This window comes from Cellulosilyticum sp. ST5 (assembly GCF_046529625.1).
GTDB lineage: Bacteria > Bacillota > Clostridia > Lachnospirales > Cellulosilyticaceae > Cellulosilyticum > Cellulosilyticum lentocellum.
Genome location: NZ_CP132338.1, coordinates 4,774,840 through 4,795,980, shown reverse-complemented (window position 1 = coordinate 4,795,980; position 21,141 = coordinate 4,774,840). Strand labels below are relative to the sequence as shown.

Below are 21,141 nucleotides of genomic sequence, written 5' to 3'. Positions count from 1 at the left end.
AGTTTTAAACCAGAGTCCTAACACCTTAGCTTCCTAGCTTAGGGTGCACCAGCTAAGTTGTTAGGAGCTCCTCCTCTTGTTTAAGCTTTTATAACTTTACTTGTATTCTCATCAGATGACATATTGGCGCTGAGGAGCAACCTTTGTGTCCTTTTGTAAATACAGGTAATGGTTGTAGAAGTCAAAAACAAGTGCTGGAGTCCAAAAACGCCCATTCTAGATTTTTCTAGGATGGGCGTTTTTTTAGTTATTACTGTTGAATTTCTCCTGTAATTACATTAATCATCAATGGATTCTTCATCTCATCAAATTTTACTTTGTCATTATAAGGAATTCTTACTCCTTTTGTATCGAGAGTAGTTCCTGCTACAGGATTTTTAAATAATCCTTGTTTTTTAATACTTTTATATATCCATCAAGTTGAGCCTTGGCGTTTGTAGACTTTTGATCTGCTTTAGCACTAAATATCTTCCCTGACATCTTAGCAAGTGCCACCTGTTCTACAGATGATGGTTTTCACTTGACTGGCTTTGTCGTAGGTCGTGGTTCTCGTGGTGCCGTTTGGTCTTGTGATGGTTTTGATTCTGCCGTTATTGTCATAGTGAGTGATACCGCCGTTAAAGTCTATGGTGTCTGTAAGCAATTCTGAGCCGTCGTAGTTGTAGGTAATGTTTTGTCCATTTGGATATGTCAATTCTTTAAAATCCTCTAAGTTATCATAAGTCTGAGGGTTATATAATAATCTAGCACTATGATTTTAGTCACTTTGTCACGTTCATCATACTCATAAAATAATGTAGAAAAAATCCGTTATTTTTATATTAGACGGATTTTTTCTATGCCTTAAATCTATTTGATAACAACCAAATCTCCATCACAAAAACCTGTTGTGATATGCTCTACCTTCAATAACTTATTATCATTTAATTCTTCAACAAGTTCTTGTAAAATACTAGTAGCTATCTCAAGTACTTTCTCCCACTCTATACTTTCATCGATTTCAAAATAAGGACACGCTCTTTGCTCTGGTACAAAATCTTCTTCACAAGCCCAGTCATCATCCTCCTCGTCATATTCTTTTGCTCCTATTACTTCCATACCATATGGCTCATATAATCCAAAATTAAGCGCTTTTATGCTATCTGGTAATTCTTCTTTTTCTAAAGCACTAAGCCATTCCTTTACGCTTGTCTTTAATTTGAAATAAGTTACTTCTTCCATTATCCCTTTATACATCGCCATCCTTCTCTCCCCCATTTCACTGTTTTTTCTCTAGTTAACTTTAACTTCTAAAAAAGAAAATCCAGATAACTTATTTGTCTCGATTTCTTTTTTAAATACTTCTGATACAAATATAGGCATAATAGATTCTTTTAATTTGAATATATGATGACCTTTTATCACCTCAGCCTTTAAACCATATTTCTTAACGGAGAGTAGCTTAATATCCTTAGCTGTAATATAGGAGTAGTCTGAATGCTCCAGGTCTAATGCCTCTAAAACATCAATAATATTAGCAACTTGATAATCTGTTACAACCTCCTGTGTCACCACATCTTTTATTTTTACAGGTAGATATTGTACTTCTTCTTCAATCAGTGTTCTTATTAGTATCCGAAACTGCTTAGATACTATCAGCCAACCTTTGGCATTATGCAAGTAATCTGTAAATATATTCTCTTCCTTAGAATTATATTCGAACATTACTTCTTCAGGCCACTGAGCAACTTTTTCTCCCTTACAGACTATGTATTGATTAACATTACTACTCTTCGCACTTTTACAGCCTACCCACCCCTTATCATGCTCATAATCATATATTAATTCATAGTATTTCATCACTTGTCTCCTTACTGTTCTTATTTTACCCAATATGCCTTATATAACATCTCCGGATTGTTTTTAATTTCTTGTTTTACTCCTTCATATAGCGCCTTAAACATCTCTACATCACCTTGTGCTATTACATCAATCTCTTTCATTTTCTTAAGTACATACTCGTGATATGCATAAGGATGTCTTCCTTGATGTGGCATCATTGCTTTATTCCAATCACCATCTAAATCTAATCCATACTTATTTGTTATCTCTTCAAACTGATACGTGTATTTTTTACTTTTATTAGTACTAAAATGATGGAGTTGATCCGGCTTACATTTATTATGAACTAAAATACGTTCAGACGATACAAAATATGTATGCCAATCTTCTACTTCAAAATTATATACCTTTATCGGCTCTTCTAAAATATTAATTTCTATCTTATCTAGTTGAATAATCTCTCCAGATTGTAACCTTAGCCTATCGCCTGATGTTAATTCTTTAGCCGAAACCCAACCTTTTTCTTCTACCCAGAAAGGATGTGTTTCAGTTGCCCTAATTATTGTATCATCAACATAAATATTAACTAATACATCTGTCTCATTAATAAAAACATTAACAACTTGCTTTAATGCTATTTCTCCTGTTTGGATATTTTGTGACCATACATAGTTACCTACTTGTATTATTCCAATTGCTTTTAATCCGTCTTCAGTTGAAACAAGTGTTCCTTCTACAAAGCATACACTATAACATGGGTCCATTTGTCCAATATAATTACCTATTGCAGAGAACATATACATATCTGTTAACATAGATACTTGTTGAACTTGCTTACTATACTCTTGCATTGCCCAATCACCAAAATATGCTCCATGTTGATAGCTGTTATATGCCGTTGTAGTTAAAGCTGCAATATCGCTAGGACTTGCTGAAAATAGTTTCTGATGCCAACTTCTGCTATCATACTCTTCTTGACTCATGAATCCAAGCGCAATGATATCTTCTCCTGTTAGCTGATGATTGGTTTTTAAAATACTTAATGCACCTAATCTTTGTAATTCTGTTCCCCTTCCTAAGAATTCATTTTCTTCTAAGAAAGTAATATCACCTTGATCAAATGCTTTAATTGAAGTCAAGCAAGCTTGCTTATAAGCTTCTAGTTCTACTGTATACCTTGCAGCATCTTGTGCATCTTTAGGTCTGTAGTTTAAGTCCGGGATTGCTGCTAATCCAAATGGGTCTATTAAAGATATAGGATTACCATTTGCATAAGCAAATCGATTAAGGGTTATGGCATTATCTAAACTTCCTTGAATAACATCTTGGTTAATAAAGCGTTTGATATCTGGATTGTAGTACCTTGCTCTCATGTAGTAGAGTCCGTTGTTGTCTGTTTCTACACCGTATCTACCGTTGTAGAGAAATGGTGTTCTTGTCTTTCCTGTTCTGCCGCATTGTTCTCCGTATGGACCGTAGGTAAAGGTATCTGTTACTGTTCCTTGTCCATTAGTAATAGCTACTGTACTTCCTCTGTTGTCGTAGTGGTAAGTCGCATATTCACCACCTTCTACATGCATGATTAAACCTGTAGCGTAGATGTATTGTCTGACAGTACTACCTTTTTTCTCTACCAAGACTTTAGAAAGAGCACCACTAGTGGTGTCCACTACATAAGTCGTTGTTTCACCATTTTCCGTCTTGCCGATGCGATTATTTTCTGCATCGTATTGGTAAGTTGTTGTGCCGGCCTCTATAAGTCTATTTCTAGCATCGTACTTAAACTCTACCATCTTGCCATCTAGTGGCCCATAGGTCATGTTACCATCAGCGTCATATTTAACTTCTTGTCCGTTGTAGGTAAGGAGTCTATTGCCTTTGCCATAGGTCATGATGGTTTCACCGTTAGTAATAGTGAGGTTTTCATTCAAGCCTTTTTCTTCTTTTATTTTACCACCGGCATCATAGTCAAAGCTATAGTTACAGATGTTTTCACCTTTGGCATTTGTGTCAATGATGGTTTTCACTTGACCTGCAGCATCGTAAGTAGTGTTTCTAGTAGTGCCGTTTGGTCTTGTGATGGTTTTGATTCTGCCGTTATTATCATAGTCATAGTGAGTTGTACCACCATTAAAGTCTATGGTGTCTGTGAGTAAACCTGAGCCATCGTAGTTGTAGGTAATGGTTTGCCCATTAGGATATGTCAGTTCCTTGAGATTGCCTGCAGCATCATAGTTGTATTGGATCGTATTACCATTTGCATCTGTATAAGTTTTGACACGGTTTAGCTCGTCAAAGGTTCTAGTGATAGTACCTGCTTTTGCCGAACTTACAGTTAGTAGATTGCCATTTTTGTCATAAGTGTAGCTAGTGCTATCTACTTGGTCTGTTAAACTCTTAATTCTACCTGCGGCGTCATAGTCATAGGTTGCTGTTTGGCCCCTTGCATTGGTCTTCGTTTTAAGTAAATTAAGATCGTTATAAGTATAAGAATACTTACCACCAAATGGTGTGGTTTCTGTTAACAAATTACCTATTATATCATAGTCATAGCTTTGAGTGTTGCCTTCTGGGTCTGTGGTGGTCTTCACTTGTCCCTTTGGATTATAAGTAGCTAATGTAATAACTGGCTCTGTTCTGTTTTCTGTAGCTGGGTCTACTACCTGTTTTAAGTTACCTCTATTATCATATTGCCTTTCTTTAGTTTGATTAAGAGCATCTATAGAGGTTTGAAGACGATTCATATTGTCATAGCGGTTCGTAGTGGTATTGCCTAAGGCATCTGTAACAGTTTCTAAGTTAGAAGCTGCGTCATAGGTCATTTTGCTAATAAGCTGACCATAGCCATCATAAACCTCTTTGGCATTGCCTCTAGCATCATAAAAAGTCTTCATTGTTCTACCTGCACCATCAGTAGTGGTTTCTATGTTTCCTAGAGCATCATAGGTCTGTGTGGTTACATAGCGGTCTCGTGCTATGATAATGCACCTATGGAGAGTTTCTATAGCACGTTAAAAACAGAATATGTTTCACAACATCACTTCAAAGATGATGAGTGCTTAAATCAAGGTATCTATGGGGAGATTTATTGCTGGTATAATCATGTAAGACCTCATTCATTTAATGGGGGTAAAGCTCCAGCTACGAAAAGAACAAGCTATAGTTAGCTTTTTTACACTAGATTTTTAAAAAGTATTTTAACTAAAATGCTTTTTAAGAATCTAGTCTACAGGGGGTTGGGGAGTTATTCCCCAAGAGCTAGAGAAGATTTCAACTATAGTGTTACAATTTTGCTTGACCAGCTCAGATAATGACTACTTTATCATGAATATAAGTGGCTTGAACTTCTTTCAGGCCTTTTTCTCCTGTTTCTGGATTTTCAGCGTAAACATTGGCCCCTACTTGGATATCTTCTATCGATTTAAGTCCTTCTGCTGTCAAAACTAGTGTTTATAGACCTCTAACTTCTTGTAAAATGTAGGCTCAAAGTTAAGTAGAATCGTAATCGCTTTGATTATCAGCTCATTACGAGACATACTAAGTGCTTTAACTTGTGTATCCATAATAACTACTTCTGGACTGTTTTTAGTTAGAAGAACATTGATTAGTTCTGTCATACCAAAATATTATAATTATTCTAACTAATAATATTATCATTTATATTCAACCACCTTTAGTGTATCACATTTTCATGGTTATGTATTTTAGGCAAAAAGAAAACCCAGCAGGTACCAAACTTAATTGGTATGCTGAGCCTAACAAATCTTTTAATTTTTCAATATTACTTTAATATATGGTTGTATAAAACACTCTACTTCGTGTTGTTCTTCATAATGTGCAAACATTAATCTCCTCTCAGTCTGTATATCTAAAACCTCTAAATCAATAGTCCCATCTTTCCACACACAAATTCTACCAATACATTTATCTGTACTCTGGTCCACCCTTATGCAGGGCAATTCTACTTCTTCACTTGTCGTAATTATTTCATCTGTAGTAATTCCTATTTCTTCTAATTTATACCTATTTTTCTCTATCCATTTCTCTAATATCTTATGCATAGTATCCCCCTTTTTTATTTTTCTCCAACTACTTGAATATTAGTAGCAGGTGGTATTTCTGGTATAGGTAAGCCTTTGTTCACAGCTAGACGGGCTTCTATCGTATTAGGACCTAGTATTTTTGCCCATCCTTCATTTGTTTGTATTAGAGCAGATGTAGGAACATCAAACTCTACATAAATTTGCCCTACCTTTGCCTGCTTTCCAAATGCTTCTATAGATGCAGGATTAGCAACATGTGTTGTTCCACTATAACTTTCTTGAACCATTCCAGTCTTTACCATATTCTTATATTCTGCTTGCGACATCCATCTGCCTACTCTAGTAGTGTTACCCACTACCTGAGATACTGTAGTAGCACTGTTTACCAACGTTCCCGTATAGAATTGCCCCATGGTAATATATGGACTTTGTGTAAACACATTTTTTATTGTCCCACCTACTGCTCCAACTGATGTACTCCCTGTAACTCCTAGCATTGGCCCCATCAAGAAAAATGTAGCTGTGCTTATTCCTGCTCCGGACCACTGTTGCAACCATATATCCCAATTCATATTAGGATTTGTTATATTCCCTACACCTTGTGCACTTCTATAAGAAAAATTCATAACAGGTACTACTGAACAAGTAAAATCTGTCCCAACTGCAAGGCCACCCCAAATAGAACTCTCAACACCTCCCCAGAACTGATTCCATTCTAGTTCTCTATTAAGTCTCTTAATCTCCTTCTGCCTTTTAGCTTTTTCAGTTTGTATTTGCTGTAACTTTAAATCTGCCATTTGTTGATTAAGACATATTCTCATAGCTTCTTCTTGAGTCTTTGGTCTCAAGTTTGCTTGTCTTTCTAATGCCATACCTTCTTCCATAGTCACTGTTCCAAATGGATCGATATAACTGATAGGATTACCATTAGTATAAGCAAATCTATTTAGACTTATGGCATTATCTAAACTTCCTTGAATAACATCTTGGTTAATAAAACGTTTGATATCTGGATTATAATACCTTGCTCTCATGTAGTAGAGTCCGTTGTTGTCTGTTTCTACACCGTATCTACCGTTGTAGAGAAATGGTGTTCTAGTCTTGCCTGTTCTGCCGCATTGTTCGCCATATGGACCATAGGTAAAGGTATCTGTTACTGTTCCTTGTCCATTAGTAATAGCTACTGTACTTCCTCTGTTGTCGTAGTGGTAAGTCGCATATTCACCACCTTCTACGTGCATAATAAGGCCTGTAGCGTAGATGTATTGTCTAACTGTATTGCCTTTTTTCTCTACTAATACCCTGGAGAGTGCACTGCTTGTGGTGTCTACTACATAGGTTGTTTTTTCACCATTGGTGATTTGACCGATTCTGTTATTTTCTGCATCATATTGGTAAGTTGTTGTGCCGGCCTCTATAAGTCTATTTCTAGCATCGTACTTAAAGTCTACCATCTTACCATCTAGTGGCCCATAGGTCATGTTACCATCAGCGTCATATTTAACTTCTTGTCCGTTGTAGGTAAGAAGTCTATTGCCTTTGCCATAGGTCATGATGGTTTCACCGTTAGTAATAGTGAGGTTTTCATTCAAGCCTTTTTCTTCTTTTATTTTACCACCCGCATCATAGTCAAAGCTATAGTTACAGACCATTTCTCCTTTGGCATTTGTATCAATGATAGTTTTCACTTGACCTGCAGCATCATAAGTAGTGCTTCTAGTAGTACCGTTTGGTCTTGTGATTGTTTTGATTCTGCCATTATTATCGTAGTCATAGTGAGTGGTCCCACCTTTGAAGTCTATAGTATCTGCAAGCAAGCCTGAGCCATCATAGTTATAGGTAATACTTTGCCCATTAGGATATGTCATTTCCTTGAGATTGCCTGCAGCATCATAGTTATATTGGATCGTATTACCATTTGCATCTGTATAAGTTTTGACACGGTTTAGCTCGTCAAAGGTTCTAGTAATAGTGCCTGCTTTTGCCGAACTTACAGTTAGTAGATTGCCATTTTTGTCATAAGTGTAGCTAGTGCTATCTACTTGGTCTGTTAAACTCTTAATTCTACCTGCGGCGTCATAGTCATAGGTTGCTGTTTGGCCCCTTGCATTGGTCTTCGTTTTAAGTAAATTAAGATCGTTATAAGTATAAGAATACTTACCACCAAATGGTGTGGTTTCTGTTAACAAATTACCTATTACATCATAGTCATAGCTTTGAGTGTTGCCTTCTGGGTCTGTGATGGTCTTCACTTGTCCCTTTGGATTATAAGTAGCTGATGTAATAACTGGCTCTGTTCTGTTTTCTGTAGCTGGGTCTACTACCTGTTTTAAGTTACCTCTATTATCATATTGCCTTTCTTTGGTTTGATTAAGAGCATCTATAGAGGTTTGAAGGCGATTCATATTGTCATAGTGGTTCGTAGTAGTATTGCCTAATGCGTCTGTAACAGTTTCTAAGTTAGAAGCTGCGTCATAGGTCATCTTGCTAATAAGCTGACCATAGCCATCATAAACCTCTTTGGCATTGCCTCTAGCATCATAAAAAGTCTTCATTGTTCTACCTGCACCATCAGTAGTGGTTTCTATGTTACCCAGAGCATCATAGGTCATGGAAGTTGTATAACCTAACGAATTAGTAGTCGTTCTTAAACGATTTTCCTTGTCATAGGAGTAACTGGTTGTTTGCCCTAAAGGATTGGTTACGGCCTTAAGATTGCCCATTTTGTCAAACTTATAAGAGGTTACATACCCCCTTGCATCTGTACTAGTAAGCTTGGTACCCCACTTATCATAAGTTGCACTTGTGGTTTCCATACAGCCATTTATCAGCGTGGTGAGATTACCTAAATCATCATAGGTCTGTGTGGTCACATAGCGATCTGGTGCTATGATTTTAACCACTTGACCAAGTTCATCATACTCATAAGTAATGTTTGCACCTTTAGCATTCGTTTCTGTTTTCTTGCGGTTTAAACTGTCGTAGGTATAGGATGTGGTTCCTGACTGTGGGTGTGTTTCTGTTTCTAAATTGCCTGCGTTGTCATAGGTATAGCTACTTACGGCATTGTTACGATCTGTAGACGTTTCTATCTGCCCTGCTGCATTATAGGTGATTTGCTCTTTGCTACCATCAGCGTATTTTGTCCATTTCAGTCGCCCTTTAATGGTGTAATCATACTCTGTCACATTACCTTTAGGGTCGGTTTGCTTCACCATATTTCCTTCTGTATCATAGTCATAACTAATGGTGCCCTTCACATCTGTCTGTGTCTTTAATAAGCCTGTTTTATCATAGGTATAAGTTGTCGTATAGCCTTTGGCATCTGTCATGCTCTTTAGCTGACCTGCTGCATCATAAATATAAGTAGTCGTATTGCCTTCTCTATCTGTTACTGTTCTTGGGAAGCCATAGGTATCATAAGTCGTGGTAGTCTCATTGCGATTAAAATCAGAGACAGACTTTAACCTACCTTGCTCATAACTATTAATACTTACTACATCTAAGCCTTCATAGTAATCAAAGTTAGTCGTTTGTTCTAATAACCCTTGTGCATTATAGTCATACCGTGTAGTTGCACCTGTTGATAGTACGGCGGTTTTAGGTGTATTATTAGATTCATCATAGGTATAAGTAGTTACTTTGCCCTTTTGATTCGTATAAGTTAAAAGATTGCGATGTTCATCGTAAGTATAGGTTTGAGTATAGCCCATCGCATCTTTTATTTCTGTCACATCACCATAGTCATTATACTGATATCTAGTGGTATTACCTTCACCGTCAGTAGCACCTATTTTTCTATGATTGCTATCATAGGTAAAGTAATAGGTATTGCCTAGTTCATCTATTTCTTTTAATAACTGCCCATCCATATCTACTGTTTTATAAGTTTTGTTACCTACATCATCTGTGGTAACCATAGTAATATAGCTGGTATTTCCCTCTGTGTAGGTCTCATAGCTGTAGGTTTCTGTATAGCCTTTAGGAAAAGTTTGAGAAATAACCTTTCCTTTGGCATTATAGCCTAATTTGACAAAGCTATTGCCTTCTGCATTAATGGCTTCTTCTAAAAGTTTTTTCTTATTGTAATGATAGGTAGTTGCCTGGCCTAGCATATCTGTTACGCTTTCTAAAAGTCCTGATTGATTATAAGATAGCTTAACACTTCTACCATGATCGTCTGTTACTTTGCTTAGCTTCTGATTATCATAAGCCAAATGAATATTTTCTCCTGAAATAGGCTCTGTAATAGTTTCTAATAAATCCTGGTCGTTGTAAGCTAAGACTAAAGCTTGTCCCATCTTATTCACCAGCTTGGTCAGCTTACCTTTAGCATTATAATAGTGCACTTGCATATCAGAACGTTCTAGTCGATAACTGTCATCTGCTTCTACATAGAGCTTATCTTTATTCGTCTGCCAATCTCCTGCTACATAAACGCCATCTTCCCTGCGTTCATACAAGGTGAATTGTTGCGGCCTCCAAAAGACTCTAATTTGTGTATCTGATATCTTTTCAATATAAGAATCAAAGGTATGGCTCCATCCTCTACCAAGTATATTTCCTTTGGTTTGTGCTGTATTGTATTCTAGTCCTAGTGATAATGGAATGGCACTATTAACACTCATAATAGGCTGATCAAGTGCTTGGGCACCGGTTACTGCATCTATACCACCGCTATTATAAGCTTCTAAATAGCTAGCATCTCTTAGCCTACTACCACTTTGTTTGGTGGTACTAATTAGACCTGTCTTGATGTTTACACGCCCATTCATTCCTGTAATAAAAGCATTTCTCAACATATATTGTACATCGAAGCCCTCTTCATCCTTTTCAGGAAATAAAATCTTTGTGGTATAGGTCATATTTACGGATTGCCCTGGTTCTAATACCTTGACACTTACCTCTTGGCCTAATTTTAAGGTTGGAACCACCGTCATATTTTCTGTAGTAAAGTCAAAGCCTTCACTTCCATAGTCCACTACTATTTCTTCACCTACTTGCTTGTAGCTAGAAGGTTCCTTTGCCTTAATTTTGAGGTCATTAATATCTTTGTCTGACACGTTAGTTAATTCTACGTCAATGGTGTACTCTTCTCCCGGCATGGCAATTTCCGGTGCTTCTACATACATATAGAGAGCTGAATTACCATAGACCTTAAGTGGTGGTTTTGTAATAAACCTCATTTTATCTGGTATTTTTTTATTAGGATCTGTACCAAAGGTGTATACACCGGAGACATCTATACCTACTTCATATTCACCCTCTTTATCCCCTCTTACTAGCCAGCTAGTAGTTGTCTGCTGACCACCATTAATTTCTTCTACCTCATGATTGATGGTTTGAACCTCTGTAGTCGGTGCTAAACTAAGACCATTTGGAAGATCAATAGTCGCCATAATATCTTGGAAGCAAATATCTTGGTCGCTAGTATTTATTAATTCTAGTTCTATTTCAAAGAACTCTTTTAACATACTGATTTCAAACGGTATTTTTAGAATGTAAAGTGTAGGTGGTGTCGCCTGCTTAAAATCGTTACTTTTTCCACTGCCTTCAGTACTACCTACATAGTAGTAATACCCATTATTTTGTGTTTGATAATGAACTTGTGGCTTTTGATTAACAAAAATGCGTACTTGCTCAAATTCTAAATTAATGATTGCTTCATACACTTGACGATTATCTGGATCTTTAATATCAATACCTGCTTCTACTATTTCTTCTAAACTTAATGGTTTAACATTAACTTGTCCTTTAATAATATCTATCTTCTCAAGCGTTATTTCTTCTACCTGTACCTCACCATTCTTCACTTCTAATGTAGTACTGCCTCCTCCTGCTGTAGGAGAAAATACACTTACTTCATAAGTATCACTTGGTAAATTAGTAGTTAATACGCCATTAGCATTGGTATAAAATAAATTATCTTGTTCAGCTCTTAAATTAGAAGTAATATAAACACTCGCATCTGTTACGGCTTGTTTTGTTTTATTATCTACTATACTAAGTTCTATGCCTCCTAACTGGGTCGCCCTTACTACCTCTACTTCAATCTCTCGCTGCGCTTTATTGCCGGCATAGTCTGTCACTACTACTTTTACATTATGTATACCTAATGTATTAAAACTATAATTAACAATGGCACCCTTTCTAGTAATCTCATCATCAATAAGCCAAATCACTTCATTGATTCCGCAGTTATCCATAGATTTAGAGGCATCTAGAATATAATTTCTTCCAATAACACCTTGTGTAAAGTTAGCTAAGTGGATGGATGGTGCCTCATTATCAGTTCTTTCATCCTTTACTGCAAGCTGTACTTCCTCACTTCTATTACCATTAGTGTCTTCTGCATAAATCATATAAGTATAGCTTTTCTGCGGAATGGTTGCTTTATCTAAATAAGCGGTCTCCGTTGTTTCAGTTAAGTAATTAAAGTTTACCTTTTCTTTTTTAAATAAATAGTAACGTACACCCTCTTCTTCACTACTAAACTCTAGCGCAATACCCTTATCTGTACTTTGAGCCACTATATTAGGCGCCTTAGGTGGTGTTTTATCTACCTTTACTGTAAAGAGATGCTCCTCACTCTTATTACCTGCTTGATCCGTTGCAGTAATACGAATAGTATTATTACCTTCTTCAAAATCATCTTTTGAAAAGCCAGCTTCAATCCAGGCACTATTGACATCCTTTAGTTGATGTTCTTTAAATACTTTATAAGTCTGGCTAGTAGCTGTTTTAATTTCAATTAGTACATTAGCTAAATAAAAATCATCAATTGCGTGAATACGAAGCACATCACTATATAGGGGTGTTTCCACACCATTCCAAGAGGTTTCTATAGTTGGGACTTGCCTATCTTCTAGAACCTCTACCTTGGCTGTTTGTGCACTTGAACCGTTACCTGCCCAGTCTATGCTAAAAATACGATAGGTGTATTTCGCCTTAGCTTGAACAGTTGTATCAATAGCCTCTTTACTAAGACCATTCCCCTTATAAATGAGCTTGTATTCACTTTCATTTTCTGCCCTTCTTTCTACTTGCCAATAAGCTATGTCTGCTACATCATCCGGTAGTTCCCATGACAAGTTAACGTTATTTCCCTTAGCCTCTGCTGTAAATGCTTTAACAGATGGTGGAGCAGTTCGGTCTACGTTAACTAAAATGATTGGTAAACTCTTGCTATCAAGTATATTTCCTTTTTGGTCTTCCATGAGTGGTCTAAAATATAACTCGCCTTCTTTATAGCTTGAAAGATCTATTTCTATTGCATACGAATTAGCCCTACTTGGTATGGTATATTCTTTTATAGCTGCTACTTGCCACTCTTTTTGGTCATAAGACGCTTCTAAGGTAATCTTACTAATTCCTTGAGTACTTCTAGCACCTATATTAACTAGCACTTTGTCACTAAAATATCCTTGGTGTGGTCCAAAACTTGTAATACCTAGATTGTCACTGCCAACTTTAATCATTATTTTTTCTGTACTTGTTATCATCTTTCCTTGCAAATCATATTTATGAATTTGCACCTCATAGATATCACCTATTACTAGGTCATTTAAAGTGTATTTATTTAGTGAACCTGCTATTTTCTCAGAATAGGTAAAATCCTCTGTTGTTAAATTTTTATATGCCATACAGTAATGCCCTATGTGATTGGTTCCATAGGTTGTCCATTCTAATGTCACCTTACTACCTTCAAACTGCATATCTGTAATGGCAAAATAACTCTGATCCACTTCATAAATGTAAATAGCATCTGTTGTATTGCCGGCTTTGTCCCATACCTGATATCTTACCTTAAAACTTCCTACATCAATCGGTATTTGATAACTTACAAGGAGTTCATTACTATTTGTATTTTCTCCCATTAATGTCCATTGCTTTTGCCTTTCATTCCAATAAGACATCTGCAATCTAGCTACCTTATGATTATCTGTAGCAACTACTTTAAAGTCAGTCTTACCCGTTACTGTTGTATTTTTTTCGGGTGTTATATTTGTTATCTCTGGATTGATTAAATCTACTGTATTATTTTCTACTGTATACACAAAATCTTGTTGTAGGGTAGCACCATTGTCTCCTTTTGTAATCATGCGAATTTTTAATGTTTCATATCCAAACGGTACATTTAAAAGATACGCATAATGCTTACTAAATGCCTTATCTCCTTCTTTTACTTCATAAGCATAACTAATAGGGAGCCACTGCTTTAGATCCACATTATAATAAGCTAAATCAAAATAGGACGCACCTGCATTACTATTAATAATGAATTCTGTACTTGCATCAATAACACTTCCACCTCTAGGTAACATACTGCTTGCATAGAAATTAGTAATTAACGGTTCACTTTGGTTACCACCTGTGTAGTAAGTATAAATCTTATAGGTATAGTTAGTACTTGTATCTAAATCATCATATAAAATTGTAAAGTTCTTCTGCAGCTCATCTTCCTTAATGCGCTTATTAGCCTCATATACTTCTATCTTACAATGCGATACACTTTCTGGCTTAGGTACTTTCCATGATACTTGAATACCAGCCTCACTTTTTATAACACTTGCTGCATAAGCACCTTTTTGCACTTGTACTTTTCGTTCTTCTATAAACTTATTGCCATCTATATCCGTAAATACAAACTTTAAGGTATGTTCTCCTACTGCTGTACTTGATAAATACCATGTATTATCAAAAGTAATCTGCTTTTGTGTTGTTGTGCTAGGTGATGAAGTAGAAAAGAGAGAGTTTTCTTGCCCATTAAATACATCATATACCCTTAACTCTTTGAAACTATAGTAGTTATTATCATATTTAACAGTAATTTTGTGAGTATTATTAGTTATTACCGGCTCATGGTCAACTGTACTTTCTAGAATTTTAGGTTCAGAAGGTGTTACCTCTACTCCCTCTGTTTTTTCACTTTCTTGATCCCCTACTACAGCTGTCACTTGATAAGTGTAGGTCTCACCTGATTGGACAGTGGTGTCGTTATAATTTCGCTCTGTAGTTTCTTCTAATAACTCACCATTTCTATAAATACGATAGGATTCTTCTTCTCTAATAGGTTGTAATTCATTCCATTTAAGTACTACTTTCTTACCTGTCTGATAGCTAATTTGAAATCCTTGTGGTGTATCACCTGATTGCTGTTCCACAATTTCTAGCTTTTGATAACAGTTAGTAGGATTAAAAGTATAATTGTCTACTGCCTTGTCAATAACTAATGTCCCTACTTTATTGTAATAGCTATAACTAACCCCTTTAGTATCTATAGTTTGCCTATTATCACCAATGAGTAATAATTTATGGTTTATATCACTATCTATACGATACGGTGCAAATTTACAGTCTTTAAGTACAACTAACTTACCTTTTCGCAAATACACGTATGCTCTGTTATTATTAACCTCCATATTTCCTTTAATATAAAAGTAACCATCCGCATTTTCCATATTTAGATAGGTCGTACTATATGAAGCTTGCAGTTGCCATGCCTCATCCCCCCACTTACTATGATGAATATATTTGTAATCTCCATCAACCTTTAATGTGCCACTACCTATATTAAGATTCCCATAAATTTGTGTTAAATTCCCCTTAATAATTACCGTATGACCATTTAAATCAAGGTTTGTGCCAACAAGATACACATCTCCCTCTATCACTAAATCCTCTGCTAAAGTACTATTAGTTAGCCATAATCTTTTTCCTGGTTGTTCAAAATGGATGGTACCATACTCATCCTTTAATTCCTTAATACAATTAAAACTATTAAATATTACTCCTTCTGAACTTGTATTTTGGTTTGTAACCTGAGTGAAGTAATTTCTATTATCATTCAGAATAACTTGTTGCTTTTTATTCCCTTTAAAAAGTATAGATGCACCAATCTGAATGCTCTTATCTCCTTGTTGCACCAAGTCCCCTTCTATTATAATTTGTCCATATCCAATATATATATCATTTATTGGAAGTAACTTCAAATTGCCATGGCAAATAAGCTGATTTGCTGCACTAGAAAAAGATAGCCAAGCTAGCTCACAATCTTTTCCTACTTCTACTGTTCCAGTTCGTATATCTACTCCGCTATTCTTTGTATTTAAATTTTCAGCTATATATAAATTTCCACTATAGACTGTAATAGAGCCATACTCTACTAACAAATCACCTGCTACATTAACTTTTGCATTATTAGAGAGCGATAAATTTCCTTTGATACGTACATCTCCAGTAAAATTGTAATTCGAAGCTAAAATAACATTCCCAAGACTATATCCCTTATTAGGGTGTTTATTATACTCATCAAGTACTCTAAATACTATATTTTCTGGATTAGTAATGTGTATATTTTCGCTTAGCTTTAAGCTATCTATATATAATAAGCCAGCTATCTTCGTGGCACTATTAACTTGCAGCTCCTTGACATAGCTATTGTTATTTTGCTCTAGGCAAGTTAAATTACCTTTCTCAATGACTAACTGGCCAATACTATATGACCCTAGTTCTACATCATTGCCTATTACTACCTTCCCTTCTCCTGTAATACTATTAATCTTAGCACATCCATATAGTTCAACTAGGCTCTCTTTATCTATAGTTATTCGATAATTTTCAACTAAATTTCTAAAAATAGCATTTCCTTGGTTTCTAATATATATATAATCTCCCTTAACGATATTATCGAACTCTACTGTTACCCCATCTATATAAGTATCTGAAACCATTCTAACAACCTTATCGGTCTTAATATCTTGTTTAAAGGTATGTCCATATAAAGGTACTTCTTTATCCCAAGTAGGGTCCGATAATATTTGATAAGCTGCCTCATCTTTAAAATAAACATTCCCTGTGTAGTTAACATTATGATGCACAAATCGATTGGTAACTATTATCTCAGTATAAAATTTTATGTTTTTCTCAGCAGCTGCAGTGACTTCTAAATTTGGTAATTCAGTTCTATAGTAAAGATTTATTTCTTGATAAGTATTTCCAGCTAGAACTATATATGCCTCATTAGTAAATTTCCCAAGACTATTACTTGAATAATTGCTATATTTACATATAACATTACTATGCAAAATCAACTTACCTGATGACATAATGACATGTGTCATATTGTATGTCCAAACTAGATCACCAATAATCTCTATCTGTTCACTTTCTTGGTTGGCAACAATTTTTCCTGTACTATCAGTATAATTCTCTCCATTTACCACAGCAAAATAATAATTCTTCTCTGCTTTAATTTGCCCCCCATTTAAAGTTAATGTTCCTGCTTCATGGTAAATATGCCCTTTAACTGTAAGCTGATAGCCTCTAAGGTCCACATCCCCTTTTATATAGAGATTCTGGGTTACGATTAAATCTGAGGTAAGTTGGTTATTGGCTAAGGTTAAATCACCTTCCCATACTCCCTCTAGATTACCTACATTCCCCTCAGAAATAATATTTTGCACGGGGGTAATTTTATCTAAATCTGCTTTGGCTATTGGTTTTTGGAATACTACAGGATTAACCAATCTTACAGTTGTATTATCTGGTATAGATATAGAAGCTATTGCATTACCATCACTAGCTGTAGATGCAAACATAATGACTTGTTGCTTATTTCCATTCATAATTAAAGTATGCGTCTGGCTAGCAAAAAAACCAGTTCTTGTATTGCTAATTAGATTACCTGCTAAATAAAACTTTCCACTCGTTAGGGTGGACGCCGTCGTATTAGTACTCTGTGTATTAAAATCACCTAGTACCCTTACCTCATCCTGCTCATTTAGCATATTAAACCTACCTGTACCGGTAATTTCACAGTTCCCTCTAACTTCAAGCTTACCATTGCTAATCGTTAAGCTTCCTGATTGTATATACAGATCCCCCTCAACTATTAACTGCTGTCCATTTAAGTCAACATCATTTTTAATATAAAGGTCTTTCTTGAAAATTACATCTGATCCTACCTTTATACTATTAGTAATAGTGTAATCTTCCACATATTCTTCTTCAAATATTGTTGCACCTGCTACTTTTAAGTTAGTTCTATTCTTAATTCTTTTAAGCGTTGTCTTGTCTTTTAGTGCATCTACATATATCTCATTTATTAATGTGACACTACTATCATCAGTAATCACTAATGTTCCAATGTTATTATAAGGTACATATGGGTAGTAAAATCTTATACTTTGCTCACTACTTCCATTAAATATAGTTTCATGGGTACCTGCAGCCTTATACCCATAACTGACTAATACTTCTAGATTGCCTCCTATATATACTTTTCCTTTTGTCATTACACTGTTATACTGACCACTTCCTGCTAAATAGTTTCCTTTAATCTCTATGATATCTTCATCATTTTGCATATAAAAAGTTGCGCTATTACTTGTTTGTAAATTACCATGTACTGTTAACTTTCCTTTATTAATATTAAGATATCCCTTATGGTAAAAATCTCCTTCTACTATTAAATTATAACCATTTAAGTCTAATGTTCCTGTCAATGTTAAATCCTTCTTTATCACTAAATCATGGGTAAGTTTAACTGTAGAATTAGGTAGATTTATAGTACAGGATTTATCTACAGGCTCTGTAATATGAATACTGGTTAAATACAGATAAGAAAGGTTTTGCATCCCTTCTAATACTTCTACATTTATGATCTCACCTATAGTAGTTCCTCTTTCAAGCTTTATTATGGCATTATCCATGGTCCCTAGTTTTCCAATCCCTTGATAATAACGATAATAGAGATCGATTATATGTATGCCCTCTCCATAGAAAATCGTCCTGTGCTCCCCTGTAGCCTTATATCCATAGTTATTACCCGTCTTTAGATTTCCTTTGATTTTTACCATTCCAGCGGTAAATTGATAGTCACTGCTTATAGAATACCCCCCAGTATTAACTATATAATTTCCCTGCACTTCTATTGAATCTTCAACATTTTTCATGTAGATTAAACCATTTGTTTTAAAGTCTTTACCTACTATTAGATTTCCTTTATTTATTTTCAAGGTCCCAGATGTATGATACACATTTCCCAAAACTGTAAGTGTATGTCCATTCAAATCTAAGTTAGACTTAATATATAAATCCTTATCTACTACCATATCCTTATGTAAAACAAGCGGTGTTCTAATGGTTAAATCTTCATCTACTAATCCAGTGTTAGGAATACCATTTACCAATAAAAATTCTAATGGACTGATTCGTTTTAATAATTGGTCATTAGGCTCGTTACCTAGATTCATATAATCTTTTAATACTAATGTTGACTCTTCTCCAACGGCTATCTGATTAATTCGATAATTATTATTAAATTTTGCATATCCTTTTATATCAATGCATTGCTCCCCTATACCGTTAAAAATAGTAATATGTTGTCCTTGAGAGCAATATGGTATATAAGCATCAGAAGTTAGATTCCCACCTATATAGAGTTTACCTTTAGTTAATGGTGATGAAGAATAATTATAATATCCTGTAACCAAAAGATCTTTCTTGATAATGACTTCATCAGCCTCACTGTTCATAATTAGACTATTACTACTCATTTTTAAGTTTTCTTCTACAGAAAACTTACCTCCATCAACTACTATTGTATTATTATTAATAATATAAACACTTCCACTAACTTCAAGCTTATGTCCATTTAGGTCAACATTAGCTTGTATATATAGATTTCCATTAATAGCTAAATCTTGATATAGGTACAACGATGTAGTCACCGTCGCATCTTGTTCTATTTTTCCACTAATAGGTACTCCGTTTATAAGTAGAAATTGTGGCTGCTCTATCCTTTTCAACATTTCATCATCAAAATTATTGTCTAAATTTATATAGTCTTTTAATATTAATGTTGTTCCTTCCTCAATAGCAAGCTCATTAATTGAATAACTTGCTCCTAACACTTGATTGCCTTTTATATCAACATATTGTTCTCGTTCTCCATTAAAAATGGTAATATGCTTATACCCAGAATAATATGCTTTAGGTGTATTAGCTGTTAGATCCCCACCTATGTATAACTTTCCATTTGTAAGTAATGGATAATAATACCCAGATATGGTAGATGTTAAATTTCCTTTGATAACAACTTCATCTGCATCATCACTCATACTTAAGATGGAATTGCTGATAATCATATTTCTTAGTACCTCTAGTCTTCCTCCACCTAAATTAATCTGAGATGAATTCTCACAATAAACGTCTTCTTGTACTTGTACACTTCCCCCCAATATCCTTAGTGTAGCGTAATTATCACAATACAAACTACCCTTTACAACCAGTTTATACCCATTTAACTCTATATAACCATTAATATACAAATTCCCTTTAATTGTAATATCACCATTTAGATTACTATAGTTATTTAGTACTACATCGCCTTCTATCTCATTTACAAGTGGCATCCCTTGAATTAACACCTTTTCTACTGGAGAGATTTTACTAAGTGTTTCGTCATTAGGTTTTTGCTCTAAATTAATATAATTCTTTACAATAATGCTACTTTCCTCTACTATTTCAATACTATTAATGCTAGAATCATTGTTAAACAACTCCAGCCCTTCAATATCTATGTACTGATTACCTATCCCATTGAATATAGTTCTATGATTACCTTCCGAATAGTAACCTTGAGCTGAATTCGAACTTAAATTTCCCTTAATATAAATACATCCATCAGTTAATTCTAGCGATTGCATTCCATAACTAGCTACACTAGTTTCCATTTGACTAACAGGATTAATCCTCCGAGCTACATTAGACTTAAAGTCTCCCTCTATATGGATCTCATCATTCGCATTGTTCATAATTAGTGTACTATCTTGTATTTCTATATTTTGCTTTACATAGAGCTGTCCCCCGTTCATTTCAAGAATAGAGTCCTCTTGGCAGTATAGATTTCCATTAATGGTCATTTTATATCCATTTAAATCTACTTGCCCATATAGATATGTGTTGCCATCAATTATCATATCTTCCTCTAATGTTATTACATCATCTATACTATAACCATCTTCTATTTGGTTATACAGTGCTGTCACATTAAGCATACTTGATGTAGTTACTTCCATACTATTATCTGCTATAACTTCTAGCATTGATGATGTGGTCTTTGGGTCTACATTATTACTTATTTTCATGCTCGTATTGACCACTGCATTAATCACATCACCTAATGCACCTCTAAGTTCTTCCCCATATATTGTCTCAATTAATATAGCCCCCACTAATAAAAAGCATAAATATTTCTTTCTACTCCTCATAT

General features: G+C 35.0%; 9 protein-coding genes. 2 read left to right on the top strand and 7 right to left on the bottom strand.

Annotated features, from left to right (window positions below; translation table 11 throughout):
* Window positions 1-520 precede the first annotated feature (520 nt).
* Window positions 521-649 carry a hypothetical protein gene (locus tag QTL86_RS22815; RefSeq protein ID WP_256372383.1) on the top strand — a complete coding sequence of 43 codons (129 nt, stop codon included), beginning with the start codon at window positions 521-523 and terminating at the stop codon, window positions 647-649.
* Window positions 650-849: 200 nt separating this feature from the next.
* Here the strand turns inward: QTL86_RS22815 and QTL86_RS22810 are convergent, their stop codons facing one another.
* Genes QTL86_RS22810 through QTL86_RS22800 form a run of 3 tightly spaced genes read right to left on the bottom strand, consistent with a single transcriptional unit; the run spans window position 850 to window position 4,715 of the window.
* Window positions 850-1,242 (bottom strand): hypothetical protein, encoded by a 393-nt coding sequence (locus QTL86_RS22810; RefSeq protein ID WP_207669751.1) that lies wholly within the window; start codon window positions 1,240-1,242, stop codon window positions 850-852.
* A 30-nt stretch (window positions 1,243-1,272) separates the two neighbouring features.
* A complete protein-coding gene (locus QTL86_RS22805; RefSeq protein WP_127067724.1) occupies window positions 1,273-1,839 on the bottom strand; it encodes an imm11 family protein in 567 nt (188 codons plus the stop codon).
* 20 nt (window positions 1,840-1,859) lie between these two features.
* Window positions 1,860-4,715 carry a polymorphic toxin-type HINT domain-containing protein gene (locus tag QTL86_RS22800; protein ID WP_410496122.1) on the bottom strand — a complete coding sequence of 952 codons (2,856 nt, stop codon included), beginning with the start codon at window positions 4,713-4,715 and terminating at the stop codon, window positions 1,860-1,862.
* Between the two features lie 45 nt (window positions 4,716-4,760).
* Between QTL86_RS22800 and QTL86_RS22795 the strand changes: the two genes are divergently transcribed.
* Window positions 4,761-4,988: an integrase core domain-containing protein gene (locus QTL86_RS22795; protein WP_410497327.1), complete on the top strand. Its 228-nt coding sequence runs from the start codon at window positions 4,761-4,763 to the stop codon at window positions 4,986-4,988.
* Between the two features lie 136 nt (window positions 4,989-5,124).
* Here the strand turns inward: QTL86_RS22795 and QTL86_RS22790 are convergent, their stop codons facing one another.
* The 4 genes from QTL86_RS22790 to QTL86_RS22775 all read right to left on the bottom strand — a co-directional run bounded on the left by QTL86_RS22790 (window position 5,125) and on the right by QTL86_RS22775 (window position 21,139).
* Window positions 5,125-5,262 (bottom strand): polymorphic toxin-type HINT domain-containing protein, encoded by a 138-nt coding sequence (locus QTL86_RS22790; protein ID WP_127067727.1) that lies wholly within the window; start codon window positions 5,260-5,262, stop codon window positions 5,125-5,127.
* 2 nt (window positions 5,263-5,264) lie between these two features.
* On the bottom strand, window positions 5,265-5,438 hold the full coding sequence (locus QTL86_RS22785) for a hypothetical protein (protein WP_410496121.1): 174 nt from the start codon (window positions 5,436-5,438) through the stop codon (window positions 5,265-5,267).
* Between the two features lie 150 nt (window positions 5,439-5,588).
* A complete protein-coding gene (locus tag QTL86_RS22780) occupies window positions 5,589-5,882 on the bottom strand; it encodes a hypothetical protein (protein WP_127067728.1) in 294 nt (97 codons plus the stop codon).
* A gap of 14 nt (window positions 5,883-5,896) precedes the next feature.
* The gene (locus QTL86_RS22775; protein WP_410496120.1) at window positions 5,897-21,139 is read right to left on the bottom strand and encodes an RHS repeat-associated core domain-containing protein; all 15,243 of its coding nucleotides are present in this window, start codon (window positions 21,137-21,139) and stop codon (window positions 5,897-5,899) included.
* Between the last annotated feature and the right edge of the window lie 2 nt (window positions 21,140-21,141).

What these genes read in the sequence shown, in the direction of transcription:
- QTL86_RS22810 (WP_207669751.1), bottom strand. Translation starts at nt 1,242, where the DNA reads ATGGCGATGTATAAAGGGATAATGGAAGAAGTAACTTATTTCAAATTA.
- QTL86_RS22805 (WP_127067724.1), bottom strand. Translation starts at nt 1,839, where the DNA reads ATGAAATACTATGAATTAATATATGATTATGAGCATGATAAGGGGTGG.
- QTL86_RS22800 (WP_410496122.1), bottom strand. Translation starts at nt 4,715, where the DNA reads ATGAAGACTTTTTATGATGCTAGAGGCAATGCCAAAGAGGTTTATGAT.
- QTL86_RS22785 (WP_410496121.1), bottom strand. Translation starts at nt 5,438, where the DNA reads ATGACAGAACTAATCAATGTTCTTCTAACTAAAAACAGTCCAGAAGTA.
- QTL86_RS22780 (WP_127067728.1), bottom strand. Translation starts at nt 5,882, where the DNA reads ATGCATAAGATATTAGAGAAATGGATAGAGAAAAATAGGTATAAATTA.
- QTL86_RS22775 (WP_410496120.1), bottom strand. Translation starts at nt 21,139, where the DNA reads ATGAGGAGTAGAAAGAAATATTTATGCTTTTTATTAGTGGGGGCTATA.